The organism is Caulobacter soli (assembly GCF_011045195.1).
GTDB classification, from domain to species: Bacteria; Pseudomonadota; Alphaproteobacteria; order Caulobacterales; family Caulobacteraceae; genus Caulobacter; species Caulobacter soli.
Genome location: NZ_CP049199.1, coordinates 2,181,753 through 2,205,409, shown reverse-complemented (window position 1 = coordinate 2,205,409; position 23,657 = coordinate 2,181,753). Strand labels below are relative to the sequence as shown.

Sequence of the window (23,657 nt, the reverse complement as noted above, 5' to 3'; positions counted from 1 at the left end):
ACGGGACACGTCGGGGGGCCTCTTGCGAGGTCGGGCGTGGAAACGCATTGCAGCTTCTAGCTCGCCCTCTGGCCGTTTTCTCGGCCTTCGTGTTTTGCCTCATAGCCGCTTTCAGCGTTCATGCGTCCGCGCTGGAGCCGCTGTCGGACGCCGACGCCCGCTTCTATCGCGCCGCCTTCGCCGCCGCCGACCATGGTGATTTCGACGCCGCCGAGGCCGCCGCGTCCAACGCCCGCGACCGCAGCCTGCGGGGCCGGCTTGAATTCTCCAAGATCATGCATCCCAACGCCTACGCGGCCAGCTATGACGAGCTGACCGACTGGCTGGCGGCCTACGGCGACCAGGCCGGGGCGGACCGGGTCTACACCCTGGCCGTCAAGCGCAAGCCGGCCCGCGCCGCCGCGCCGAAGATCCCGGCCCTGTTCGTGGCCGGCGCCAAGGGCCCCGCCCCCGCCGACAAGGCCCGCGCCGCCCGTGAGGCCTATTATTCGGGCGACGTGAAAAAGGCCCTGACCCTGGCCCAGGCCGCCAGCGAGCCCTGGATCGCGGGCCTCGCCGCCTTCCGCCTGCAGGCCTACGCCCAGGCCCGGACCTATTTCGAGCGCGTCTCCAACGACGACAACCAGGACGAATGGCTGCGTTCGGCCGCCGCCTTCTGGGCCGCGCGCTCGGCCGCTTCGGGCGGCCAGGCCGGCGACGTCGAGGACCTGCTCAGCCAGGCGGCCCGCGCGCCCAACACCTTCTACGGCATGATCGCCGCCCGCCAGCTGGCGCTGTCCGGCCTGGCCCTGGCCCAGGACGATCCGATCGCCGCCCTGCTCAGCAAGGTCTCCTATCAGGGGCCGAACGCCGACTCCCTGGCCCGCCTGCTGGCCGCCGACCCGCGCGCGCGCCGCGCCGCCGCCCTGGCCCAGATCGGCCGCTGGGCCGAGGCCGGCCAGGAGCTGCGCGCCGGCCTGTCCTTGGCCAGCGAGGATCCCAAGGCCCGGGGCGACTGGACCGACCTGGCCCTGGCGCTCAACGAAAAGGCGCCGCTGAACGCCGGCCGCGCGGTCAAGCGCGTCGGCGGCGAGGACTATCCCCTGCCCCCGCTGGAGCCCAAGGGCGGCTTCACGATCGACAAGGCCATGGTCTACGCCCTGGTGCGCCAGGAGAGCCGCTTCGACCCCTACGCCACCTCGGGCGCCGGCGCGGTGGGCCTGATGCAGCTGATGCCGATCGCCGCCGCCCGCGCGGCCGGCGACGACAAGCTGCTGGCCGACACCACCCCGCTGCTCGACCCCAGCTTCAACCTGCGAGTCGGCCAGGACTACTTCACCTGGCTGATGGACCGGGGCCTGCAGAGCCCCGACCTGTTCCGCGCCGTGGCGGCCTATAACGGTGGCCCGGGCACTTTGATCAAGGTCCAGGAACAGCTGGGCGGCGCCGACTGCGATCCCCTGATGCTGATCGAAAGCCTGCCGGCCCAGGAAACCCGCAACTACGTCGAAAAGGTCATGGCCTCGTACTGGACCTATCGCAAGCTGATGGGCGCGGAGACCAAGACCCTGGACGCGGCGGCCAGCGGCGCGCGGGTGATCGACTTCCGACTGGATCAGTAGGTCGGTCTCCAAGGTTTCTGCACGCTCTGCCTGCGACGTCTCCACGGCGGCGTGACCGCCCGTCCGATTCCAGAGATTAGGTTCCGCGCCGGATATTTGCCGGAGCATCGACATGAAACCCAGACTGGTGATCGTTTCCGGCGCGCCCGGAGCCGGAAAGACCACCCTCGCCGTCTCGTTGGCGAAAGCCCTGGGGTTTCCATTGTTCTCCAAGGACCTGATCAAGGAAACGCTGACCGAGGATCTGGGCGACGGCGGCGGCGACCTGACCGCCTCCCGCAGGATCGGCGGCGCGGCGATGAATTTGCTCTGGGCCCTCGCCGCTCATGCGCCCCTCGCGGTGCTCGAAGCCAATTTCCGACCGCGCAGCGCCTACGAACGCGAAAAGCTCCTGGGTCTGGAGGCGCGGATCGTCGAGATCCACTGCGACTGCGGTCCGGCCGAGGCCGCACGGCGGTTCGCCAGGCGGGCGGCGGCCACGGGCCATCACGCCGCGCACCCGCTGAAGGCCTTGTCGCCCGAGATCCTGGCCGAGTACGACATCCCGGTCGGGGTCGGCCAAGTCATCCGCGTTGATACGCGCGAGCCGGTCGATGTCGCGAAGTTGGCGGCGCGGGTCGAAGCCGCCTGGTCAGCCTAGATCAGACCTTCAGCCGAACGGCCTTGGGCTTCAACCGCCCCAACAGCGCCTTCAGCGGCTCGGCGCCGACCTTGAAACCACCGGCCGCCTCGACGGCCTCCCGAGACGCCAGAACCGCCATGGGGCGGCCGAACAGTCCAGGCGCGGCGATAAAGGCCGGCTTGCCGCCGCCTCCCGCGAGGTGCGCCTCGACGGGCGTGCGCCAGGCTTCGGGCAGGACCAGGTCCTCGCCCAGCGCCAGGATCCAGACGCTCTTGGCCGCCGCGCAGCCGGCCGCCAAGCGCTCTCCCGCATCGCCCGCCGCCTGGACCACCCGCGCGCCGCTGTCCTCGGCGATGGCGAGCGTGGCGTCGGTCGAGCCGGCGTCGGCGAACACCACCGTCTTGACCAGGCCGTCGACGGCGGCCGGCACCAGCAGCGGCAGGACATGGACCAGGCGCGCGGCGCTGTCGTGGGTGGGCAGAACGACGGTGATCATGCGCCCTGCTTCCGATCACCGGCCAGGCAGGTCAAGTCGAGACTTCAGGCGGCGAAGCATGGCATAGCCGCCGCATGATCCCGACCAGCGCCTTCGCCGCCTTCCTGTTCGACATGGACGGCACGGTGACCGACTCCATCGCCGCGACCGAACGGGTGTGGACCGCCTGGGCGCGGCGCCACGGCCTGGACGTCGAGGCCTTCCTGCCCACCATCCACGGCGTCCGCGCCGAAGAGACGATCCGCCGCCAGAACCTGGCCGGTATCGACATCGCCCACGAGGTCGCGGCGGTCTTGGCCGGCGAGGTCAGCGACATCGAGGACGTCGCGCCGATCCCTGGGGCCGATGCGTTCCTGCGCGCCTTGCCGTCCGACCGCTGGGCCATCGTCACCTCGGCCCAGCGCGAACTGGCCCTGAGCCGCCTGACCGCCGCCGGCCTGCCGATCCCCGCCGTGCTGATCACCGCCGAGGACGTCACGCACGGCAAGCCGGCGCCGGACGGCTACCGCCTGGCCGCCCAGCGCCTGGGCGTGGCCGCCGAGGCCTGTCTGGTGTTCGAGGACGCCCCCGCCGGCCTGTTGGCCGGCCAGGCGGCCGGCGCCCAGGTGATCGCCATCACCGCCACCCATCGCCATCCGCTGGCGGCGACCTACGCCATCGCCGACTACTCGGCCGTCAGGACCGTGGTCGAGACGGACGGTCTGCGCCTGGAAGTGATCTAGGATTCTGACATTCGCCTCGTCGGTCAGCGAAGTCCTCGTCCTTCGACAAGCTCAGGATGAGGACTTCGAATTCAACCGGTTGCAACAGTAACCCTCATCCTGAGCTTGTCGAAGGACGAGGGCGGCCCCTCGGCGTCGCAGGGCACTGTGTCTAGAACAGCGACAGCTGGTCGCCCGCCTTGGGCGGCACGGCGAACTGGGTCAGGTCCAGCGGCGGCAGCTTGCGATCCAGCCCAAAGCGCGTCCGCGCCAGGTGGAAGCGCTGGCTCATCACCTCGGCGACGGGTCCCTCGCCGGTCATCCGCTTGCCCCACTCGGAGCTGTAGGCCGCCCCGCCGCGCATCTGGCGGATCAGCGACATCACCCGCTTGGCGCGGTCGGGATGTTCGGCCGCCAGCCACTCCTCGAACAGGTCCTTGATCTCCAGCGGCAGGCGCAGCGCGACATAGCCGGCCGTGGTCGCTCCGGCGGCCGCGGCGGCCTCCAGCACGCCTTCCATCTCATGGTCGTTCAGCGACGGGATCGAGGGCGCGAACATCACCGTGGTCGGCACGCCCGCCGCCACCAGTTGGCGCACGGCGTCGATCCGGCGCTTGGGCGTGGCGGCGCGCGGCTCCATGCCGCGCGACAGCCGGTGGTCCAGGCTGGTGATCGACACCGCCGCCCGCGCCAGTCCCGCCTGCCCCATCGGTCCCAGGATATCGAGATCCCGAGTGATCAGGTTCGACTTGGTGATGATCGTGAAGGGATGGCGAAACCGGCTCAGCGTCTCGATCACCGCCCGCGTCACGCGCAACTGCCGCTCGTCGGGCTGATAGGGATCGGTGTCGCCGCCGATATGGATGACCTTGGGGACGTATTTCGGCTTGGACAGCTCGCGCTCCAGCAGCTTGCCGGCCTCGGGCTTGAAATAGATCTTGGTCTCGAAATCCAGCCCGGCCGAATGCCCCAGATAGGTGTGAGCCGGGCGGGCGTAGCAATAGATGCAGCCATGACTGCAGCCGCGATAGGGATTGATCGAACTCTCGAAGCCGACATCGGGGCTGTCGTTGCGGGCGATGATGGTCCGCGACTTCATCGGCTGCAGCGTGGTGGTGATCTGGGCCGGCTCCTCCTCCTCGCCCCAGCCGTCGTCGAACGCCTCGCTGACCTGCGACTCGAAGCGGCCGGTACGATTGGACTTGGCCCCGCGCCCGCGCGCGCCCTCCCGAAGACCAGACGGCGGATGACCGGGAAGATTGGCGGGAGCGACCATGGGCCGATCATGAACCGCCCATGAGAACATTTCAAGAACACAAATGATCATGCCAGTCCAGGCGCCGACCCGTTTCGAGGCGCCCTGTTCTCATCCGCACGGATCAACGTCGCCCGCGCTGACGGCGATCCGCATTCATGCCAAGCTTGCCCGGAGGCGCGCCGAGCGAAGGGCGTTCGGCCCTCGCATCGGGAGTCTCCCATGACCACCAAGCCGGACGACACGGTCGAAACCGAAGTCGAAGCCCCGCACGTCGCCAAGGTCGGCGTGATCGACACGGGCCACAATGTCACCAGCTTCAACGAGGAGCCGATCAACGGCCTCCTGGCCGATATCGCCGACGGCGACGCCTGATCACGACGGAGCCGTCGCCCTCGCGGAGTCGCGGGGCGACGGCGCTGGCCACGGCCTTGTCGAAAACGATCATCAATTGTTCAAAAACACCGCACCAAAATTTCGGGATCAAGCCGTACAGGTCAGAAATTGATCCCCATCGTCACAAAAAATGACAACAAGACGCCCATCGAACGGCGTTTTTAAGCTTGGCCATATCCAGGTTATTCCTCAGACCATTGCGAGCGCGCATGGCCGATGCTAGCAAAATCGAAACTGAACCTGCCGTGGACACGCACGGGAGGTCTCGGACGAGAGGTGCGAGCTGGACATGACTTCCAAGGGCGCGAACCAGACCTCCACCCTGCCGCGCGACCAGACCCTGATCCTGGCGCGTCTGGTCACCGACGCCTCCCGCGCCTTCGACCGCGATCCCGACACGGCGCGCGAGCTGGTCCAACAGGCCAGCCAACTGCTGGAAGCCGAAGTCCGACGCCTCACCCGCGACCAGCAGACCGGCAAGCTGGCGCCCTGGCAGGTGCGCGCGGCGGCCGATTTCATCGACAAGAACAGCGACCGCAACCTGCAGGTCCGCGACGTGGCCGCGGCGGTGCGTCTCAGCCCCAGCTACTTCTCGCATGCGTTCAAGGAAAGCTTCGGCCAGACGGCCAAGAGCTACATCATCGAGCGACGCATCGCCCGGGCCAAGGTCCTGATGCTGACCACGCGCGACAGCCTGGCCCATATCGCCCTGGCCTGCGGCTTTTCCGACCAGGCCCATTTCTGCCGAACCTTCGGCGCCTTGGCGGGTCAGCCGCCCAGCCATTGGCGCCGCGGCCATCAGGGCGCTCACCCGGAGCGCCCGATCGACCTCGCCGCCCTGGCGGCCTGAACACGTCATCCCTCTTGTTCAGGCGACGCCAGGCCCCAGATTTGAGTCTCCTAGAGGAGATCGACTTGTCTTCACCGTTCCAAGGGCATGAGGTCGAAGCGCGGCTGCGCCCCGCCGCCAGCGCCTATGCTTTCGACCTCGACCACGTCCTGTCGTCCGTGGTGGCCCTGGAGGCCGAGATCCCGGCCGACGCCTTCACCGCCCGCATCCTGGGGACCGAGCGGCTGGGGAACGGCATGGTGATCAGCGAAAGCGGCCTGGTGCTGACCATGGCCTATCTGATCACCGAGGCCAGCCAGGTCGTGCTGACGCTCAACAACGGCAAGCGGGTCCAGGCCCACGTGCTGGGCTTCGACGGCCAGACGGGGCTGGGCCTGGTCCAGGCGCTGGAGCCCCTGAACCTGCCGGCCCTGCGACTGGGAACCTCGAAGATCCTCGACTCCGGCAGTCCGGTCGTCATCGCCGGCGCCGGCGGACGTCCCCACGCGGCCGCCGGACGCGTGCTGACCCGCATGCCCTTCGCCGGCTATTGGGAATATCTGCTGGACGAAGCGATCATCACCGAGCCGGCCCATCCGCACTGGAGCGGCGCGGCCCTGATCGGCCCCGAGGGCGAACTGGTCGGCGTCGGCTCGCTCAGCCTCTCGGGACAAGCCAGGGACGGCCAGGCCAAGCCCATGAACATGTTCGTCCCGGCCGAGCTGTTGCCGCCGATCCTGGACGATCTGGCGCGCGGCAAGCCGGCCCATCCGCCGCGTCCCTGGCTGGGCGTCTTCGCCCAGGAGACCGAGTCCCAGGTGATCCTGGTGGGCGTTTCGCCCGGCAGCCCCGCCGCCCGCGCCGAGCTGCACGCCGGCGACGTGGTGCTGGCCGTCGCGGGCGACGAGGTGTCGGACCTGACCGAGTTCTACACCGCCCTCTGGGACCAGGGCCCGGCCGGCGTGACGATCCCTCTGCGCATCCAGCGGGAGGACGACGTGTTCGAGGTCGAGCTGCGCTCGGTCGACCGCAACGCGCTGTTGAAGAAACCCCGGCTGAACTAGCGACCTCGGCTCGAATCGGCGGAAGCCTCCGCGCCACGCAAACCCTCATCAGGATGACCGTCGATGCCCGCAGCCTTCAGCCCGTCGCGCCGATGGATGATCGGCGCCGCCGCCGTGGGAACGGCCGCCGTCCAGTTCGGGGTCGCGCGGGCTGAGGCCGGACCGATCGCCCGGTTCACGACGGTCAAGCAGATCCAGGCCGGCGACCTGGACGTCGGCTATGTGGATCAGGGCCCGGCCAACGGTCCGGTCGTGCTGCTGCTGCACGGCTGGCCCTACGACATCCACAGCTATGTCGACGTCGCGCCCCTTCTGACAGCCAAGGGCTACCGGGTGATCATTCCGCACCTGCGGGGCTTTGGGACCACGCGCTTCCTCTCGGCCGACGCCTTGCGCAACGGCCAGCAGGCCGCGATCGCCCAGGACGCCATCGCCCTGCTGGACGCCCTGAAGATCGAGCGGGCGATCGTCGCCGGCTACGACTGGGGCGCGCGCACCGCCGCCATCCTGGCCGCCGTCTGGCCCGAGCGCTGCAAGGCGCTGGTGTCCGTCAGCGGCTATCTGATCCTGGATCGGTCGACGACCGGCGCGCCGCTGCCGCCCAAGGCCGAACTGCAGTGGTGGTACCAGTACTATTTCTCCACCGCGCGCGGCCAGGCGGGCTACGCCAAGTACACCCACGACTTCGCCCGCCTGATCTGGGAGACCGCCTCGCCCAAGTGGCGGTTCGACGACGCCGTGTTCGCGCGTTCGGCCGTGGCGCTGGACAATCCCGACCACGTCGCCGTCAGCATCCACAACTACCGCTGGCGGCTGGGTCTGGTGGAGGGCGAGACCAAGTACGACGCGCTGGAGCGCAAGCTGGCCGCCCTGCCCAGCGTGACGATCCCGACGATCACCATCGAGGGCGACGCCAACGGCGCGCCTCATCCCGAGCCGGCCGCCTACGCCAAGCGCTTCACCGGGCGCTACGAGCATCGGCTGTTCACCGGCGGCGTGGGCCACAACCCGCCGCAGGAAGCGCCCGCGGAGTTCGCCAAGGCGATCTTCGACGTCGACCGGCTCTGAACTAAGGAGAAGGTGGAGGCCCGGCCCGGAATCGAACCGGGGTGCACGGATTTGCAATCCGCTGCGTCACCACTCCGCCACCGGGCCATCCGGGGTCAACGCAAGAAAGCGTTGGCGAAGAGGTCGGTTCGAATACAGGAGCCCGCCGCGCTAGGCAATGGCCATGAGCGGGTTGATCACAGGGCTTTCTCAAGCAGCAGGGCCTTGGTCAGGAAGGCCTGGTCCCGCCCCGCCACGGTCAGACCCGCCGCACCGAACAGGGCCGGCAGGTCGGCCTGGGCGTAGGTCGAATAATAGGGCTCGTGGAAATAGGCCGGAAAGGCCTCCAGCAGCCGCGACAGGTCGGGCTCATCGGCCGGCTGCACCGAATCGGCGAAGGCCAGCACGCCGCCGGGCTTGAGCACCCGGGCGATCTCGGCCGCCACCACGGGGCGCACCCGGGGCGGCAGTTCGTGGAACAGGTAGACACAGGTCACGGCGTCCAGGCTGGCGTCGGCGAACGGCAGGGCCTCGGCGTTGGCCTGCACTCCGCCCCGGCCCGAACGACTGCGGGCGGCGGCCAGATAGGCCCGCGACAGGTCCAGACCCGCGATGGCGGCCCGGGGAAAGGCCGCGTCCAGATCGGCCAGGAACGCGCCCGAACCGCAGGCCAGGTCGACCACCTTCAGGCCGCGCTGGTCCTTGCCCCGCCAGTGGCGGGCCAGCAGCGACAGCGCCCGGCGACGCATGGCTCCCGCCGCGCCGGAGAACAGCGCCTCGACCTGGGCCTCGTAGCGACGGGCGCTGGCGTCGGTGAACCAGCCGCCGGACTGGTAGTGGAAGTTCTGGCGATAATAGTTTGGATAGCCTTCGCTTTCAGGCTCCTCCCTCACCTCCACGCCATCACCCCGACGTCGGCGCTGATCGACGGCGCGGGCGTCGGCGATGACGTCCAGGGCCCGGCGAAACGCCTCGCTCGGATTGCCGGGACCGTCCTCGACCGGCGGATAGAGACCGGCGGCGACGTCGGCGGCGTCCTTGTCGAAGGCGGTCAGATAGGCCTTGCGCAGCCTGGCGGCCGAGACCGGCGGCCCCTGGGGTTCGAACCGGGTCTTGGCCTCGCCGCGCGTCGGCTGGGCCAGGGCGCGGGTCACGCCGCCGGCGGCGGTCCACCAGGCGGCCTTGACCGCCGCCTTGGCGCGCTGGCTGGCGCTGTCCAGGGTGAAGGCGCCGCGGACCTTGGGGATGGCTTCCCGGGGCTCGCCCGATTTGACCGATCGCTCGTCCATAGCCGTCTCCCGGACGGCCTTCGGAAAAAGACTCGTCCTAGCGCGAAAACACCCCGACCAGCTCAATATGGGGCGACCACAGGAACTGGTCCACCGGCAAGACGCGCTCCAGGCGGAAGCCGGCGTCGACCAGGATCTTGGCGTCACGGGCGAAGGTGGCCGGATTGCACGACACCCCGACCACGCGCGCCACCTTGGACTTGGCGATCTCGACGTGCTGCTCGAAGGCCCCGGCGCGAGGCGGGTCGAGCACGGCCACATCGACCTTGTTCAGCTCGGTCGACAGCACCGGCCGGCGGGTCAGGTCGCGGGCCTCGGCGGTGATCGCCTTCAGGCCCGTGGCCGTGCCGACCGCGCCCTTCAGGGCGGCGATGGCGGGGGCGGAACTGTCGGCGGCGTAGACCCCGCCGATCTCGGCCAGGCGGAAGGTGAAGGTGCCCACACCGCTGAACAGGTCGACGATCCGCGACGCGCCCTGGGCCGCCTGGACCGCGAACTCGACCATGGCCTTCTCGGCCTGGGGCACGGCCTGCAGGAAGCTGCCGGCTGGCAGGGAGACGACGGCGGGACCCAGCTTCACCATCGGCTGGCGGGCCATGTAGATCATCTCGCCGGCCATGGTGACCCGGGCGAAGTCGTGCTCGCCGGCGATCATCGCGGCGCGGACCCGGGCGTCGGCCGACAGGCCGCCGCTCTTGGCCTCGACGCCAGTGATGTCGATGTCCAGCCCCGTGGCGGTCAGGGTGACGTGCAGGGTCGGGGCCGACTTGGGGTGCTCCAGGAACGGCGCGGCGAGGCGCGCCAGGGCCGGAAAGGCCGCGACCAGCTTGGGGTGGGTGACCGGGCATTCCTCGATCTTCACCAGGTTCCAGGAGCGCCGCTCCTTGAAGCCCAGCCGCGCCCCGCCCTTGCCGCCCCGGGCGTGCAGGGCCACGCGACGACGCGAGGCCGGCGGCGAGGAGGCGAAGGTCGGCAGGACCTCGGTCTCCAGCCCCTCGCGGGCCAGCTGGAACTGGATCTGCTCGCGCTTCCACTCCAGATACGGCTTGGCGTCCCAGTGCTGGAACGCGCAGCCGCCGCAGACGCCGAAGTGCGGGCACGGCGGCAGAACGCGGTCGGGGCTGGGCTCCAGCACCTCGACCAGCTCGCCGCGATTGCCGGCCATCTCGGCGGTGATCAGCTCGCCCGGCAGGGTCAGGGGGACGAAAGAGCCCTCGGCGATGCCGTCGCCCTGGGCGCCGACCGCCTGGATTCTCAATTCACGCATGGATAGTCCAATTCTCGGGCCGCTTTAGCGGTGGAACCTTCACCGCGCGCGACCATTCAGCTGATGAGTTTTCGGGCGCGAGGGCCCGCCATGCCCGCGCCATGATCGGCGCAGACAAGATTTCGGACGCTCCCATACCCCATTCCGAGCGAATGCGGGTGAACGAAGATGAACGGGTCGCTCAACAGCCGTTCATCAACGGTTTGGCAGTCTAGGTTGATAAGGCGGGTCGTGGTGATTTCCGGACCCGGTCGGAGGAGTTTCTCGATGATGTTCAAGACCGTTCTCGGCGTCGCCGCCGCGGCCGCCCTCGCCGGCGCGCTGGCCCCGACGATGGCCTCGGCCCAGGCCTATGGCGCCTACGGCAACGCCGGCGCCTATGCCGGCGGTGGCAACTACGACAGCAATGGCTACTACTATGACCCCTGCCGCCGCAGCACGACGCAGCGCGGCACGGGCGGCGGCCTGTTGGGCGCCGGCATCGGCGCGGCGATCGGCAGCGGCGTGTCGGGCCACGGCGCCCGCACCGAAGGTACGATCCTTGGCGGCGTGGTCGGCGCGATCGCCGGTTCGGCCATCGGCCGCAATTCGGCGGCCTGCTCGCCGGGCGCCAACCCGCCCCCGCCTCCGCCGCCGACCTACAACCAGGGCGCCTACAACCAGCCCTATGACAGCGGCTACGACGATCGCGGCCGCTACGAGGACAGCCGCTATGGCGACCGTCGCGGCGGCTACACCTACGAGTCCGAGCGCTCCTACAGCGTGACCCAGGGCCAGGATCAGGGCCGCGCCGACGCTAACGGCTGCACTCTGGCCGAAAGCCCGATCTACCTGCCCGACGGCCGCACCCAGAAGCGCTTCGTCCGCGTCTGCCCCGACGCGCAGGGCCGCTACCAGGTCGTCGACTAAACGACCCGATTTCTCATTCGATCTCTTGGAGCCGCCGACCTTCGGGTCGGCGGCTTTCCTTTTGAGCGTTGGGCCCTTAGGCCTCGTTCTTCACGGCCCACAGCAGGTGCTCGACCTGACCGTCGCCGCCGGTGATCGGGCTTTGCGCCACGCCGTTGATCGTCCAGCCAGAGTCCTCGACGAAGGCCGAGACCGAGGCGATGCAGTCGGCGATGATCGCCGGATCCTTGACCATCCCGTTCTTGCCCACCCGATCGCGGCCGGCCTCGAACTGCGGCTTGATCAGGCAGACGAGGTCGGAGCCCGGCTCGGCCAGGTCCAGGGCCACAGGCAGGCACTTCTCCACCGAGATGAAGCTGACGTCGCTGACCACCACGCCCGGCGCTTCCTCCAGATAGCCTTCGTCGAGAATGCGGGCGTCGACGCCCGACAGGTCGACCACGCGCTCGTGGTGGGCCAGGCGCTGGTTCAGCTGATCGCGGCCCACGTCGCAGGCGTAGACCTTGGCCGCGCCGCGCTCGAGCAGCACCTCGGTGAAGCCGCCCGTCGAGGCGCCGACGTCCAGGGCGATCTTCCCCGCGACCGCGATCGGCCACAGGTCCAGGGCGTGGACCAGCTTCAGGGCGCCGCGCCCGACCCAGGGATGGGGCGGCCGGCCGTCCAGCTTGACGGTGCTTTCAAGTTGCTCGGACGGCTTTTTCACCACCTTGCCGTCGGCGGTGATCAAACCCGCCTCGATGGCGGCGCGGGCCTTGGCGCGGGTTTCGAACAGGCCGGTCTCCACCAGCAGGATGTCGGCGCGTTTATATGTCGGCGTAGAGGTCATGGCCGCCGCTTTAGCACGACTTGCGGAGGTCGCGCCTTCGGGTTCACAGTGAACACTGATCACCGACGCGCTCCAGACGTCGGAACCAGGGGGAATCGCATGATGTCCAGACGCCAGGGCCTGACGGCCGCCGCCGCCGCGACGATCGCCGCCGCCGCTTCCAAGGCCGAAGCCAAGCCGGTCACCGCCGCTTCCGCGCCCTGGACGCCCGACGCCGTCGAGATCGCCGGCCGCATCCGACGCAAGGAGGTCAGCGCGCTGGAGGTCACCGAAAAGGCCGTGCGCGACGCCGAGGCGTTGCAGCCCAAGCTTGGCTTCCTGGTCACGCCCGACTTCGACCGCGCCATCGACAAGGCCAAGCGCCTCGACGCGGGAAAGGCCGAAGCGGCCGGCCCATTCGCCGGCGTGCCGTTCCTGGTCAAGGACCTGGACGACTATGTCGGCCTGCCCACCTACAGCGGCTCGCGCGCCATGCTCCGCAACCCGCCGGCCAAGACCCAGGACGGCTATGTCGACTGTTTCGACAAGGCGGGGCTGATCGTCATCGGCAAGTCGTCGACGCCGGAATACGGCTTCCTGCCGACCACCGAGCCCGAGGGTTTCCCGCCGACGCGCAATCCCTGGAACCCCGCCCATTCCAGCGGCGGCTCGTCCGGCGGCGCGGCGGTGGCCACCGCCGCGGGCGTCACCCCCTTCGCCCACGCCAGCGACGGCGGCGGTTCGATCCGCATCCCGGCGTCCAATTGCGGCCTGTTCGGCCTGAAGCCCTCGCGCGGCCGGATGGTGCTGGGCCGGCCCGCCACGCGCGGGATCGACCTGTCGGTCTATCACTGCGTCAGCCACAGCGTCCGCGACAGCGCCACCCTGCTGGCGGCGACCGAGCGCCACGGCGACGACAAGGTCTTCGCCCCCGTCGGCCTGGTGACGGGTCCCGACAAGCGGCGGCTGCGGGTCGGGCTGGTGGTCGAAACCATGCTCGGCGCCCAGCCCCATCCGGAGGTCCGCGCCGCCGCCGAGAACGCCGCCAAGCTGATGCAGTCGCTGGGCCACACCGTCGAGCCGACCACATGGCCGGTGGACGGTCCGGCCTTCGGTCAGGACTTCCTGGCTCTGTGGGCCAGCGGCGCGGCCGAACTGGTCGACGCGGTCGGCAAGGCGATCGGCCGGCGGCCGGACGACAGCCTGCTGGAGCCCTTCACCCTGGCCATGGCCGACCTGGTCGGCCAGATGCCGCCCGACGGCCTGCGGAAGGCCGTGGCCAACCTGACCGCGGCGGGCCAGGCCTATGATCGCTGGTTCGAGCGCTACGACGTGATCGTCTCGCCCGTTCTGGGTCTGCCGCCGGCTCCGCTGGGCTGGGTGACGGGAACGGTCGACATCCCCACCCTGACCGAGCGGCTCAACGCCTATGTGGGCTACACCACCCTGCACAACGTGGCCGGGGCGGCGTCGATGAGCGTGCCCCTGCATTGGACGGCCGACGGCCTGCCGGTGGGCGTCCAGTTCGGCGGGCGAGCGGGGTCGGAGCGGATGCTGCTGGCGCTGGCCTATGAGCTGGAGGCCGCCCAGCCGTGGGCGGGGCGGAAGCCTCCGGTGAGCGTCTGATTTCGGATCTTCCCTCCCCTTTATGGGGAGGGGGGAACCAGCGAAGCTGGTGGGTGGGGTCTGCTGCCTCATCAAACCCCACCCGACCCCTTCGGGGCCACCCTCCCCGCAAGGGGGAGGGAAAGACACTTCAGCGTCACCCCTCCACGAACACCTTCTTCAGCTCGTTCTTCATGATCTTGCCGTTGGCGTTGCGCGGCAGGGTCTCGGGCCAGAACACCACCTTCACCGGCACCTTGAAGGCGGCCAGGCGGTCGGCGACGAAGGCGCGCAGTTCGGCCTCGGTGGCTTCCGCGCCGGGCTTCAGGGTCACGACGGCGGCGGGCTCCTCGCCCAGGGTCTTGTGCTCAATCCCGACCAGGGCGGCGTCCATCACCGCCGGGTGCTCGTAGAGCAGGTTCTCGACCTCGATGCAGTAGATGTTCTCGCCGCCCCGGATCAGCATGTCCTTGGCCCGGTCGATGATGTAGCAGAAGCCCTCTTCATCCAGACGCGCCAGGTCGCCCGTGCGCACCCAGCCGTCGATGAAGGTTTGGGCGGTGGCCTCGGGCTTGTTCCAATAGCCCTTCACTACCTGCGGCCCCTTGCACCACAGCTCGCCGACCTCGCCGGTCGGCAGCTCCTTGTAGGGCGCTTCCAGGGTCATGATCTTCAGGTCGGTGACCGGCACGGCCGGGCCGCAGCTGTCGGGACGGTTCTCGTAGTCCTCGGCCGAATTGCTGGTGGCCGTGGCCGAGGTCTCGGTCATGCCCCAGCCGTTGCCCGGCGAGGACTTGGGCCACAGCTCCTTGATCTTGCGCACCAGTTCCGGCGCCGACGGCGCGCCGCCATAGGCCACGGTGTCGAGCGAGGACAGGTCGTATTCCTCCCGGCGCGGATGCTCGATGATCTGCCAGGCGATGGTCGGCACGCCGCCCATCTGGGTCAGCTTCTCGTCCTGGATCAGCTGCATGGCCTTTTCCGGGTCCCACTTGCGGATCATGGCCAGCTTGGCTCCGGCGAACAGCGAGGGATTCATCACCGCGAAGCAGCCGGTGGCGTGGAAGAACGGCACCGAGATCAGCGAGCCCTTCTGCGGCAGGCTGGGATCGGGCTGGGGCGGCGCCTCGCCGCGTCGCAGGAAGCCGCGGGCGCTGGCGGCGGCCGAGGCGAAGATGTTGCTGTTGACCGCGCGGTGGGTGGCCAGGGCGCCCTTGGGCTTACCGGTCGTGCCCGAGGTGTAGAAGATCGTCGCGTCGTCCTCCGGGCCCAGGGCCACGGTCGACAGCGGCTTCTCGTCCAGCTTGATCCAGTCGTTGGGGCAGCCGATCACCGACTCCAGCCGCTTGACGTACGGATGGGCGATGTCCTCCTTGGAGCGGCTGACATAGACGCGCTTCAGGTCGGGGCAGTTGTCGAAATGCTCGGCCAGGCGCTCGAAGCGCTCGACGTCCATGATCGCCACCGAGGCGCCGCTGTCGACCAGGCCGTACTCCAGTTCCTGGCCGGTCCACCAAGCGTTCAGCGGGGTCATGATCGCGCCGATCGACAGGCCCGCATAGAAGGCCACCGGCCATTCGGGCAGGTTGCGCATGATCACGGCGACCCGGTCGCCCTTCTTGACGCCGGCCGCTTCCAGCTCGGCGGCGAACACCGTCACGGCGCGGTAGAAGGCCTCGAAGCTGACCCGTTCGTCCTCGTGGACCAGATAGATCTTGTCGCCATGCGTGCGGCCCATCATCAGGGTCTCGCGCAGGGTGGGCGGGCAGTTCTTCCAGACCCGGGTCTTCACGCCCCGGATCTCGATCTCGTCCATCTCGCCGGGCGAGCCGGGCGCGGTGATCATGGCGTAGGCCTGCTTCACCGACATGGCGGGCCAGGGAATGGCGGTGGGAGCTTGGGTGGGGGTCGGCGCGGGCGCGGCCTGGGTCATCGTTACTCTCCCGGAGTGTGTGCCGCGCTTCGCTGGACGAGCGCGTTCGATCGCTGAGAAAGCACAGGCCGAAGCCCGATGCAAACGTCTGTTCGAACATAAGGGAACATTGATAACCTAGGCGACGATTTTGCGCGATGACGTCGGGGCGCCGTCGACCGACACGCTTGTCGCTTCCCGAGGATCACCCTACGTCAAGGCTCGGAACAAGGAGTCGTCGCATGCGTCCGTGGATCTCGAGCCTGGCCTTCGCCGCCGGCCTGGCGCTGGCCTCTCCGGGCCTGGCCGCGCCGCCGCCCGTGCCCGTCGCCGCCGCCGCCGCGCCCGACGCGGCCCTGGCGGCCCGGCTGGACAAGGTGGTCGACGCCGCTCTCGCCGAGCATCGGCTGGTCGGGACCGTCGTGCTGGTCGCTCGCGACGGCAAGATCGTCTACCACCGCGCGGCGGGCCTGGCCGATCGCGAGGCGGGCCGGCCGATGCGCGAGGACGCGATCTTCCGTTTCTCCTCGGTGACCAAGCCGTTCGTCAGCGCCGCGATCATGAAGCTGGTCGAGAATGGCGTGCTGAACCTCGACGATCCGGTGACCAAATGGCTGCCGGACTTCAAGCCCAAGCTGGCCGACGGGACCACCCCGGTCATCACCCTGCGCCAGCTGCTGACCCACACCAGCGGCCTGACCTACGGCCTGGCCGAGACGGCCTCGCACCCCTACCATCAGCTGGGCGTCTCCGACGGCATCGACCTGTCGGGCCTCACGCTGGACGAGAACATGCGCCGGCTGGGCCAGGCGCCCCTCGCCTTCCCGCCCGGCTCGGCCTGGCGCTATTCGCTGGCCATCGACGTGCTGGGCTCGGTGGCCGAGAAGGCGACCGGAAAGCCTTTGTCCGAAGTCGTCGCCGAAACGGTCACCCAGCCGCTGGACCTGAAGGACACCGGCTTTGTCGCGCGTGATCCGGCCCGCCTGACCGCGGCCTACTACAACGCCCAACCCGCCCCCAGGCGGATGACCGACAACCTGGACGTCCCGATCGGTGGCACCGCCGTGCGCTTCGCCCCGGGCCGCGCCCTGGACAAGACCGCCTTCCCCTCCGGCGGCGCGGGCATGGTCGGCTCGGCCGGCGACGTGCTGACCCTGCTGGAAACCCTGCGCCAGGGCGGCGCGCCGATCCTCAAGGCCGCGACCGTGACCGAGATGATGAAGGACCAGGTCGGCCCTCAGGCGGCGACGCAAGGGCCCGGCTGGGGCTTCGGCTATGGCTGGGCGGTGCTGGACGATCCCGCCGTCGCCAAGACCCCCCAGGGCGTGGGCACGCTGGCCTGGGGCGGCGTCTACGGCCACAACTGGTTCGTGGATCCCAAGAACCGCCTGACGGTGGTGATCATGACCGACACCGCGTTCGAAGGCATGAACGGCCCCTTCACGACCCAGGTTCGCGACGCCGTCTACGGCCGTTGAAGGTTTCGCGGGTTTCCGGCGTGGCGCGCTTCCGTCGAAGGCCGGCCGTTCCTATCTTGAGGGGGTCGCGGCGCTGAGGCGTCGACGACCTGGCTGTCGGCCATAGTGACCCTCGGCCTCATGGAGAGGTCCAGATGAAAACCCTTCTAACCGCGCTCGCTTCCGTCAGCCTGCTGGCGGCGCCCCTGGCGGCCATGCCGTCGCTGGCTCAGGCCCAATCGCATGGCGGCCACGGCGGCGGTGGCCACGGTGGTGGCGGCTATCATGGCGGAGGTGGTTACCACGGCGGCGGCTACCATGGCGGGGGATACGGCGGTTATGGCCGTGGCGGTTATGGCTATGGTCGCGGCGGCTACGGCTATGGCGGCTGGGGATACGGCTATCTCGGCGGCGTCGGTCTCGGCCTGGCCCTGGGCGGCGCCTACGCCTATCCGTACGGGTACGGCGGCTATCCCGCCTATTACGGCTATCCCAGCTACTACAGCGGACCGTCGGTGGTCATCGAGCGCTCCGAAACGGTCTACGACGACCGCGCGGACGGTCCGCCGCCGGCCTATGACGAGGCGCCGCCCGCTCAAGCCAACGCCCCGGCGGCCTGCGGCTCGTGGTCCTGGGACGTCGCCAACGACCGCTACAACTGGATTCCCTGCTGATCCCGGTCGCCGGCCCAACCCGGCCACTGAGCGAACCGCGTTCAAACCCGGACCCATTTTGACCGCATCAGCGTCCAGCCGACGCCCCAAAGTCGCGGCAGCGTAACGAGACGTCGGGGAGACGTTTCGACAGATGGGAAATTGAATGCGTTCATTGCTGACTTTCGCCGCCGCCGCCCTGGCGCTCGCCACCGCCGCCCCCGCCCTGGCCCAGACCGCCGCCCCGGCTCAGGATCCGGCCGCGGCGACCGCTCCGGCGCCTGCCGCCGCCGCGCCCGTGACGGCCGGCCAGCCGGTCAAGGACAACACCGGCGCCACGATCGGCTCGGTCGCCGAGGTCAAGCCGGACGCCACCGGTAAGGCGATAGCCACCATCAAGATGGACGACAAGACCTTCGCCGTGGACGTCGCCAACCTGGCCGTCCGCGACGGCGCAACCCTGATCAACGCCAGCAAGGCCGAGATCGAAGGCATGCTGGGCGGCGCGAAGAAGTAAGCGCCCGGAGCGCTGACGGGGACACATGCCTGCGTGTGTCCCCAGCCCTGCCCTAGCCCACCGCTTCCAGCCGCGCGAGCGCCGCTTCCAGCTTGGCCTTCGCCGCTTCGGCTTCCGCGAGACGCTCGCGGTTTTCCTCGACCACCTCTTCCTTGGCGCGGGCCAGGAAGTCGGGGTTGTTCAGCTTCTTGGCCGTCTTCTCGATCTCGCCGACATGGCCGGCGATTTCCTTGGTCAGGCGAGCCTTCTCGGCCGTCAGGTCGATGAACTCGGCGATGGCCAGGGCGCCGGTCGCCTCGCCCAGCACGATCGGAACCGAACCCGCCGGGGCCGCGTCGGCCTCGCGGGCGCTGTCCAGGCGCGCCAGGGTCAGCAGCAGGTCGCGGTGACGCGCCAGCCGGGCCTTGGTCTCGGCGTTGGCGCCGATCACCGACAGCGGCGGCTTGGCGCCCGGCGGCACGTTCATCTCGGCGCGGATCGAGCGGATTTCGCCGACCGTGTCGACCAGCCAGCCGATCTCGGCCTCGGCCTCCGGGTCGATCCAGCTTTCCGGCAGCTCGGGCCACTTCTCGACGATCAGCATGCCTTCGCGGGGCGCGCCGAACTCGGCGGTCTTGTCCCACAGCTCCTCGGTGATGAACGGCATGACCGGGTGCAGCAGCTTGAGGATCACGTCCAGCGCCCAGGCGGCCGTGGCGCGGGTCTCGGCCTTGGCCTCGGCGTCGTCGCCATTGAGGATCGGCTTGGCCAGCTCCAGGTACCAGTCGCAGAACACGTTCCAGATGAAGCGGTAGAGCGCGGTGGCGGCGGCGTCGAACGACGGCGCCTCCAGGGCGCGGGTCACCTCGATGGCGGTCTTGACCGTCTCGCCGCGGATCCACTTGTTGATCGGCTGCCGCACGGTCGACGGGTCGAAGCCCTCGACGCGGACGCACTCGTTCATCTGGGCGAAGCGCGAGGCGTTCCACAGCTTGGTGCCGAAGTTGCGGTAGCCTTCGATGCGTTGCTTGCTCAGCTTGATGTCGCGGGCCTGGCCCGACATCGCCGTCATGGTGAAGCGCACCGCGTCGCAGCCCAGCTCGTCGATCAGGACCAGCGGGTCCATCACGTTGCCCTTGGACTTGCTCATCTTGGCGCCCTTCTCGTCACGGACGAGGGCGTTGATGAACACCTGCTTGAACGGAACTTCGCCCATGAAGTGGATGCCCATCATCATCATCCGGGCCACCCAGAAGAAGATGATGTCGAAGCCGGTGACCAGGGTGCTGGTCGGATAGAACTTGGCCAGGTCCTCGGTCTTCTCGGGCCAGCCGAGGGTCGAGAACGGCCACAGGGCCGAGCTGAACCAGGTGTCGAGGACGTCCTCGTCGCGCTTCAGGATCGGGGCTTCATCGCCATAGTGCAGGATGGCGGCGGCCAGGGCCTCCTCCTCGGTCTCCTCGACGAAGATGTGGCCGTCCGGGCCGAACCAGGCCGGGATGCGGTGACCCCACCACAGCTGGCGCGAGACGCACCAGGGCTCGATGTTGCGCAGCCACTCGAAGTAGGTCTTTTCCCAGTGGCGGGGTTCGAAGACGGTCGCGCCCTCCTCCACCGCCTTCAGGGCGGGCTGGGCCAGGGTCTTGGCGTCGACGTACCACTGGTCGGTCAGGTACGGCTCGATGACCACGCCCGAGCGGTCGCCGTGCGGGACCATGTGCTTGGTCTTCTCGATCTCGCGCAGCCAGCCGTCTTCCTCGGCCTTGGCGACGATGGCCTTGCGGGCCACGAAGCGGTCGAGACCGCGATAGGCTTCCGGAACCTCGTCGTTGAGGCGCGCGTCGGGCGTCAGGATGTTGATCGACGGCAGGCCGTGGCGCTTGCCGACCTGGAAGTCGTTGAAGTCGTGGGCGGGCGTGATCTTGACCGCCCCCGAGCCCTTGGTCGGGTCGGCGTAGTCGTCGGCGACGATCGGTATGCGGCGGCCGACGATCGGCAGGATCACGTCCTTGCCGACCAGGTCCTTGTAGCGCTCGTCCGACGGATGGACGGCCACGGCGGTGTCGCCCAGCATCGTTTCCGGACGCGTGGTGGCCACGACGATGAAGTCGCGGGTCTCGAACTCGGTCGCCTTGCCGTCCTCGTCGAAGGCGATCGGGTATTGGAAGGTCACGCCGTCGGCCAGCGGATAGGCGAAGTGCCAGTAGGCGCCGTCGACCTCCTTTTGCTCGACCTCGAGGTCGGAGATGGCGGTCTGGAACTGGGGATCCCAGTTGACCAGGCGCTTGTCGCGGTAGAGCAGGTTCTGCTTGTAGAGCTGGACGAACACCTTGCGGACGGCGGCCGACAGGCGCTCGTCCAGGGTGAAGCGCTCGCGCGACCAGTCGCAGCTGGCGCCCAGACGGCGCAGCTGGTTGGTGATCGCCCCGCCGCTCTCGGCCTTCCATTCCCAGACCTTCTCGACGAAGGCCTCGCGGCCCATCTCGCGGCGGCCGATATTGCCGGCGGCGGCCAGCTGGCGCTCGACCACCATCTGGGTGGCGATGCCCGCGTGGTCGGTGCCTGGCAGCCACAGGGCCGACTTGCCGCGCATGCGGTGGAAGCGCGTCAGAACGTCCTGCAGCGTGTTGTTCAGCGCGTGGCCGATGTGCAGGCTGCCGGTGACGTTCGGCGGCGGGATGACGATCGTGAACGACTCGGCGCCGGGCGCTTCGCTCGGCTTGAAGGCCCCGGAGGCCTCCCAGGCGGCGTACAGACGGGGCTCGACGGCTTTGGGATCGAAGGTCTTTTCAAGCATGGCGCGGTGGGTATGCCATCTGCGGGCGTCCGGCGAAACCGTGGGCCTTGGGTCAACTGGGATATTTGGACGGAAAAAGGCGGCCGCCGGAGCGACCGCCTTCAGATTTCCAGACCGTCACCGCCGCGCGAGCGGCCAATGACGGTGAATTATACGCTGCGGCCGCGGGCGATGCGGTGGACTTCTTCCTCGACCTTGGTCTCGACGATGCGCGGCAGGTTCTGGTCCAGCCACTCCTTGAGCAGCGGGCGCAGCAGTTCGCGCACGACGTCTTCCAGGGTGCGGCCGTCCTTGGGCATCAGCAGGGCCGAGCTCAGGCTGCCGAAGGCCGTGGCGGCTAGGCTGGCGGCGTGGTCGCCGACCAGGTTGTCGGCCACTTCGTCGCGCGAGAAGCCCTGGATCGTGGACGGCTCGGCCGCGGGCGGAGGCGGCGGCGGCGCGGGCTCCGGCTCGGGTTCCGGCGAATAGACGTCGATGTCGCCCATGCTCTCGACGGGCGCGGGCGGTTCGATCGGATCGGTCAGCTCCAGGACGTCGTCCTCGGCCGGCGCTTCCTCGGCCACGAACTCGGGTTCGGCTTCGGGTTCAGCTTCGGGCGCCGGAGCGGCCTCCGCCGGCGCGTCATCTTCCGAGATGATGCGTCGGATGGAGGCGAGAATCTCCTCCATCGTCGGTTCTTGGGGGCTCTGGTCGGACATGTGCGGGCCGTCTCGAAGGGGTACGAATCCTGTAAGCGCCCAGGCGAGCGCTTACAGCGATGGTGCAGACTTGCGCGCCTTAAGCAAGCTCAAGGATTGGGGGCGCGCCAATTCGCCCTATTTGGCGGCCACGGGCGTGGCCTGGGCGGGCGAGGCTTTGACCGCCGTCGACGGCGCGCCGACCTTGTCGACGGCCTGGATGACCGGTTCCCACGGCACCCAACCGAAGGCGTGATTGACCTTGTCGTACGACTTGACCGGGTCATAGCGCTCGACGGCGGGCGACAGGTTGGCGATGTTCAGCACGCCCATGGCCTGCAGGACACTGGCGCTGGCCACGTATTCGTCGCGGCGGGCCACCACCAGGGCGACCTCGGCGTTGGCCAGTTCCAGCTGGGCGTTCAGCACGTCCAGGGTGGTGCGCAGGCCGACCTGTTGTTCCTGGCGCACGCCCTCGAAGGCGATCTTGGTGGCGCGGACCTGTTCCTCGTTCGAGACCAGGTTGGCGCGCGAGGCCAGCAGGTTGTTCCAGGCGGTTGAGATCTGTTGCAGGGCCGAGCGCTGGGCGCCCTCGACCGCGATGCGGGCGGCGTTCTCGCGCTCGGTCGCGGCGCGCACTTGCGAGCTGTTCAGGCCGCCGGTGAAGATCGGCACCGAGGCGGTGATCGAGCCGGACAGCGAGCGATCGTAGTCGCGGAACTGGCTGCCGTTGCTGATCGTGCCGTCGCCGGCGTCCCAACCCAGACCCGCGCGGGCCGAGACGGTGGGACGATAGGCGGCCTTGGCCACCGCGACCCGCGCGGCCGCGGCCTGCTGGGCGTAACGGGCGGCCTGGATCTGCGGATTGTTCTTGTCGACGAGGTCGAAGGCCTGCTCGACGCTGGTCGGCAACAGGGCGGCCAGCGACGGCTCGGGCGCTAGGTCGGTCGGGTTCTGGCCGACCACGGCGGCGTAGGCCGCGCGGCTGCCGGCCAGGATGGCCTGGGCCGAGGACAGGCTGGCCTGGGCCGAGGCCAGGCGAGCTTCCGATTGGGCCACGTCGGTGCGGGTGATCTCGCCGACCTCGAAGCGCGCCTTCGATTCCTCGAGCTGACGGTTCAGGACGCTGACGTTCTCCTGGGCGATACGCAGGCGTTCCTGGTCGCGGCGGACGTCGACATAGGCCTGGATCACGTTGCCCAGCACCGATTGCTCGACGCTGCGCAGGTCCTCGCGACCGGTCAGCACGTCGGCCTGGGCGGCGGTCAGGTTGGCCGAGGCGCGGCCGCCCGTATAGAGCGGCTGGGCCAGGGCGAAGCTGGCCCCGCTGCCGCTGGTGTTGACGTGATCGGGGTTGGGCACCTGGGCGAGAGCCCCGTTGACGATGGCGGTCGTCGTGCCGGGCTTGGCGATGTCCGTGCGCGCCGCGTTGACGTCGGCCGAAGCGCTCACCGTCGGGCGGAACGCCGTCTTGGCCTGGACCACGCCCTCGTCGGTGACGCGCTGGTTGGCGCGCTGGGCCTGAAGCGTGGGGTTGGTCTGATAGGCCAGGGCCAGGGCGTCCGTCAGCGTCTCGGCGTGGGCGACCGAAACCAGGCCTCCCATCAAACCCAGGCTGCAAGCGGCGGCCAGCAAAGCGGCCCGGCGGCTATTCGACATCAAGTTCATCCCCACGAAACCTCTGGCCCCACGAAACCCCAGATCAGGGCAGTCCTGCCCAGACCGGGCGCGACGCCCGCACCCTGTATGACCGGCTGTAAGGCGAGAGACCATAGGCCG

At 69.1% G+C, this 23,657-nt stretch carries 21 protein-coding genes, 1 tRNA gene and 1 pseudogene; 13 read left to right on the top strand and 10 right to left on the bottom strand.

Annotated features, from left to right (window positions below; all coding sequences use genetic code 11):
• The first annotated feature begins 47 nt into the window (after nucleotides 1–47).
• Together G3M62_RS10380 and G3M62_RS10375 are read left to right on the top strand one after the other, a co-directional pair.
• Nucleotides 48–1,601, top strand: coding sequence for a lytic transglycosylase domain-containing protein (locus G3M62_RS10380; RefSeq protein WP_165186773.1), 1,554 nt, complete (start codon nucleotides 48–50; stop codon nucleotides 1,599–1,601).
• Nucleotides 1,602–1,713: 112 nt separating this feature from the next.
• Nucleotides 1,714–2,241: a P-loop nucleotide/nucleoside kinase family protein gene (locus tag G3M62_RS10375; RefSeq protein ID WP_165186772.1), complete on the top strand. Its 528-nt coding sequence runs from the start codon at nucleotides 1,714–1,716 to the stop codon at nucleotides 2,239–2,241.
• 1 nt (nucleotide 2,242) lies between these two features.
• On the opposite strand, the gene G3M62_RS10370 is transcribed toward G3M62_RS10375, so the two are convergent.
• Nucleotides 2,243–2,719 carry a glycosyltransferase gene (locus G3M62_RS10370; RefSeq protein WP_165186771.1) on the bottom strand — a complete coding sequence of 159 codons (477 nt, stop codon included), beginning with the start codon at nucleotides 2,717–2,719 and terminating at the stop codon, nucleotides 2,243–2,245.
• Nucleotides 2,720–2,793: 74 nt separating this feature from the next.
• Here G3M62_RS10370 and G3M62_RS10365 point away from each other — a divergent pair, with 74 nt between their 5' ends.
• Nucleotides 2,794–3,441, top strand: a complete 648-nt coding sequence (locus tag G3M62_RS10365; RefSeq protein WP_165186770.1) for an HAD-IA family hydrolase — start codon at nucleotides 2,794–2,796, stop codon at nucleotides 3,439–3,441.
• Between the two features lie 4 nt (nucleotides 3,442–3,445).
• A pseudogene (locus G3M62_RS26500) lies at nucleotides 3,446–3,572 on the top strand (hypothetical protein); the annotation flags it as partial.
• Nucleotides 3,573–3,592: 20 nt separating this feature from the next.
• Here the strand turns inward: G3M62_RS26500 and G3M62_RS10360 are convergent.
• On the bottom strand, nucleotides 3,593–4,696 hold the full coding sequence (locus G3M62_RS10360; protein ID WP_165186769.1) for a PA0069 family radical SAM protein: 1,104 nt from the start codon (nucleotides 4,694–4,696) through the stop codon (nucleotides 3,593–3,595).
• A gap of 201 nt (nucleotides 4,697–4,897) precedes the next feature.
• Between G3M62_RS10360 and G3M62_RS10355 the strand changes: the two genes are divergently transcribed.
• The 4 genes from G3M62_RS10355 (at nucleotide 4,898) to G3M62_RS10340 (ending at nucleotide 8,032) form a co-directional block, all read left to right on the top strand.
• Nucleotides 4,898–5,050 carry a hypothetical protein gene (locus G3M62_RS10355; RefSeq protein WP_165186768.1) on the top strand — a complete coding sequence of 51 codons (153 nt, stop codon included), beginning with the start codon at nucleotides 4,898–4,900 and terminating at the stop codon, nucleotides 5,048–5,050.
• A gap of 310 nt (nucleotides 5,051–5,360) precedes the next feature.
• A complete protein-coding gene (locus G3M62_RS10350) occupies nucleotides 5,361–5,921 on the top strand; it encodes a helix-turn-helix transcriptional regulator (RefSeq protein ID WP_165186767.1) in 561 nt (186 codons plus the stop codon).
• A gap of 65 nt (nucleotides 5,922–5,986) precedes the next feature.
• On the top strand, nucleotides 5,987–6,964 hold the full coding sequence (locus G3M62_RS10345) for a S1C family serine protease (RefSeq protein ID WP_165186766.1): 978 nt from the start codon (nucleotides 5,987–5,989) through the stop codon (nucleotides 6,962–6,964).
• A gap of 63 nt (nucleotides 6,965–7,027) precedes the next feature.
• Nucleotides 7,028–8,032, top strand: a complete 1,005-nt coding sequence (locus G3M62_RS10340; protein WP_165186765.1) for an alpha/beta fold hydrolase — start codon at nucleotides 7,028–7,030, stop codon at nucleotides 8,030–8,032.
• Between the two features lie 13 nt (nucleotides 8,033–8,045).
• Here G3M62_RS10340 and G3M62_RS10335 read toward each other — a convergent pair.
• The 3 genes from G3M62_RS10335 to G3M62_RS10325 form a co-directional block, all read right to left on the bottom strand.
• Nucleotides 8,046–8,119: transfer RNA gene (locus G3M62_RS10335), tRNA-Cys, on the bottom strand.
• A gap of 89 nt (nucleotides 8,120–8,208) precedes the next feature.
• Complete coding sequence (locus G3M62_RS10330) at nucleotides 8,209–9,300, bottom strand: class I SAM-dependent methyltransferase (protein ID WP_165186764.1); 1,092 nt, start codon at nucleotides 9,298–9,300, stop codon at nucleotides 8,209–8,211.
• A gap of 37 nt (nucleotides 9,301–9,337) precedes the next feature.
• The gene (locus G3M62_RS10325) at nucleotides 9,338–10,567 is read right to left on the bottom strand and encodes a class I SAM-dependent RNA methyltransferase (protein WP_165186763.1); all 1,230 of its coding nucleotides are present in this window, start codon (nucleotides 10,565–10,567) and stop codon (nucleotides 9,338–9,340) included.
• A 267-nt stretch (nucleotides 10,568–10,834) separates the two neighbouring features.
• Here G3M62_RS10325 and G3M62_RS10320 point away from each other — a divergent pair, with 267 nt between their 5' ends.
• Nucleotides 10,835–11,476 carry a hypothetical protein gene (locus G3M62_RS10320; RefSeq protein ID WP_165186762.1) on the top strand — a complete coding sequence of 214 codons (642 nt, stop codon included), beginning with the start codon at nucleotides 10,835–10,837 and terminating at the stop codon, nucleotides 11,474–11,476.
• 76 nt (nucleotides 11,477–11,552) lie between these two features.
• Here the strand turns inward: G3M62_RS10320 and G3M62_RS10315 are convergent, their stop codons facing one another.
• The gene (locus tag G3M62_RS10315; protein WP_165186761.1) at nucleotides 11,553–12,302 is read right to left on the bottom strand and encodes a TlyA family RNA methyltransferase; all 750 of its coding nucleotides are present in this window, start codon (nucleotides 12,300–12,302) and stop codon (nucleotides 11,553–11,555) included.
• A gap of 99 nt (nucleotides 12,303–12,401) precedes the next feature.
• On the opposite strand from G3M62_RS10315, the gene G3M62_RS10310 reads away from it, so the two are divergent.
• Nucleotides 12,402–13,907 carry an amidase family protein gene (locus G3M62_RS10310; protein ID WP_165186760.1) on the top strand — a complete coding sequence of 502 codons (1,506 nt, stop codon included), beginning with the start codon at nucleotides 12,402–12,404 and terminating at the stop codon, nucleotides 13,905–13,907.
• A gap of 136 nt (nucleotides 13,908–14,043) precedes the next feature.
• Here G3M62_RS10310 and G3M62_RS10305 read toward each other — a convergent pair whose 3' ends face one another.
• Complete coding sequence (locus G3M62_RS10305; protein WP_165186759.1) at nucleotides 14,044–15,819, bottom strand: class I adenylate-forming enzyme family protein; 1,776 nt, start codon at nucleotides 15,817–15,819, stop codon at nucleotides 14,044–14,046.
• Between the two features lie 221 nt (nucleotides 15,820–16,040).
• Between G3M62_RS10305 and G3M62_RS10300 the strand changes: the two genes are divergently transcribed.
• From G3M62_RS10300 to G3M62_RS10290, 3 genes are all read left to right on the top strand, one after another.
• Complete coding sequence (locus tag G3M62_RS10300; RefSeq protein WP_165186758.1) at nucleotides 16,041–17,276, top strand: serine hydrolase domain-containing protein; 1,236 nt, start codon at nucleotides 16,041–16,043, stop codon at nucleotides 17,274–17,276.
• A gap of 134 nt (nucleotides 17,277–17,410) precedes the next feature.
• Nucleotides 17,411–17,929 carry a hypothetical protein gene (locus tag G3M62_RS26375; protein ID WP_205691985.1) on the top strand — a complete coding sequence of 173 codons (519 nt, stop codon included), beginning with the start codon at nucleotides 17,411–17,413 and terminating at the stop codon, nucleotides 17,927–17,929.
• Nucleotides 17,930–18,074: 145 nt separating this feature from the next.
• Complete coding sequence (locus G3M62_RS10290) at nucleotides 18,075–18,425, top strand: hypothetical protein (protein ID WP_165186757.1); 351 nt, start codon at nucleotides 18,075–18,077, stop codon at nucleotides 18,423–18,425.
• 52 nt (nucleotides 18,426–18,477) lie between these two features.
• On the opposite strand, the gene G3M62_RS10285 is transcribed toward G3M62_RS10290, so the two are convergent.
• From G3M62_RS10285 to G3M62_RS10275, 3 genes are all read right to left on the bottom strand, one after another.
• Nucleotides 18,478–21,201 (bottom strand): valine--tRNA ligase, encoded by a 2,724-nt coding sequence (locus G3M62_RS10285; protein WP_165186756.1) that lies wholly within the window; start codon nucleotides 21,199–21,201, stop codon nucleotides 18,478–18,480.
• 149 nt (nucleotides 21,202–21,350) lie between these two features.
• A complete protein-coding gene (popZ, locus tag G3M62_RS10280; protein ID WP_165186750.1) occupies nucleotides 21,351–21,899 on the bottom strand; it encodes a pole-organizing protein PopZ in 549 nt (182 codons plus the stop codon).
• Nucleotides 21,900–22,016: 117 nt separating this feature from the next.
• A complete protein-coding gene (locus G3M62_RS10275) occupies nucleotides 22,017–23,537 on the bottom strand; it encodes a TolC family outer membrane protein (protein WP_165186748.1) in 1,521 nt (506 codons plus the stop codon).
• Between the last annotated feature and the right edge of the window lie 120 nt (nucleotides 23,538–23,657).

Coding starts and splice junctions, on each gene's coding strand:
- G3M62_RS10365 (WP_165186770.1), top strand. CDS start 2,794: ATGATCCCGACCAGCGCCTTCGCCGCCTTCCTGTTCGACATGGACGGC.
- G3M62_RS26375 (WP_205691985.1), top strand. CDS start 17,411: ATGAAAACCCTTCTAACCGCGCTCGCTTCCGTCAGCCTGCTGGCGGCG.
- G3M62_RS10355 (WP_165186768.1), top strand. CDS start 4,898: ATGACCACCAAGCCGGACGACACGGTCGAAACCGAAGTCGAAGCCCCG.
- popZ (WP_165186750.1), bottom strand. CDS start 21,899: ATGTCCGACCAGAGCCCCCAAGAACCGACGATGGAGGAGATTCTCGCC.
- G3M62_RS10290 (WP_165186757.1), top strand. CDS start 18,075: ATGCGTTCATTGCTGACTTTCGCCGCCGCCGCCCTGGCGCTCGCCACC.
- G3M62_RS10330 (WP_165186764.1), bottom strand. CDS start 9,300: ATGGACGAGCGATCGGTCAAATCGGGCGAGCCCCGGGAAGCCATCCCC.
- G3M62_RS10310 (WP_165186760.1), top strand. CDS start 12,402: ATGATGTCCAGACGCCAGGGCCTGACGGCCGCCGCCGCCGCGACGATC.
- G3M62_RS10300 (WP_165186758.1), top strand. CDS start 16,041: ATGCGTCCGTGGATCTCGAGCCTGGCCTTCGCCGCCGGCCTGGCGCTG.
- G3M62_RS10320 (WP_165186762.1), top strand. CDS start 10,835: ATGATGTTCAAGACCGTTCTCGGCGTCGCCGCCGCGGCCGCCCTCGCC.
- G3M62_RS10360 (WP_165186769.1), bottom strand. CDS start 4,696: ATGGTCGCTCCCGCCAATCTTCCCGGTCATCCGCCGTCTGGTCTTCGG.
- G3M62_RS10375 (WP_165186772.1), top strand. CDS start 1,714: ATGAAACCCAGACTGGTGATCGTTTCCGGCGCGCCCGGAGCCGGAAAG.
- G3M62_RS10315 (WP_165186761.1), bottom strand. CDS start 12,302: ATGACCTCTACGCCGACATATAAACGCGCCGACATCCTGCTGGTGGAG.
- G3M62_RS10325 (WP_165186763.1), bottom strand. CDS start 10,567: ATGCGTGAATTGAGAATCCAGGCGGTCGGCGCCCAGGGCGACGGCATC.
- G3M62_RS10305 (WP_165186759.1), bottom strand. CDS start 15,819: ATGACCCAGGCCGCGCCCGCGCCGACCCCCACCCAAGCTCCCACCGCC.
- G3M62_RS10275 (WP_165186748.1), bottom strand. CDS start 23,537: ATGTCGAATAGCCGCCGGGCCGCTTTGCTGGCCGCCGCTTGCAGCCTG.
- G3M62_RS10340 (WP_165186765.1), top strand. CDS start 7,028: ATGCCCGCAGCCTTCAGCCCGTCGCGCCGATGGATGATCGGCGCCGCC.
- G3M62_RS10285 (WP_165186756.1), bottom strand. CDS start 21,201: ATGCTTGAAAAGACCTTCGATCCCAAAGCCGTCGAGCCCCGTCTGTAC.
- G3M62_RS10370 (WP_165186771.1), bottom strand. CDS start 2,719: ATGATCACCGTCGTTCTGCCCACCCACGACAGCGCCGCGCGCCTGGTC.
- G3M62_RS10350 (WP_165186767.1), top strand. CDS start 5,361: ATGACTTCCAAGGGCGCGAACCAGACCTCCACCCTGCCGCGCGACCAG.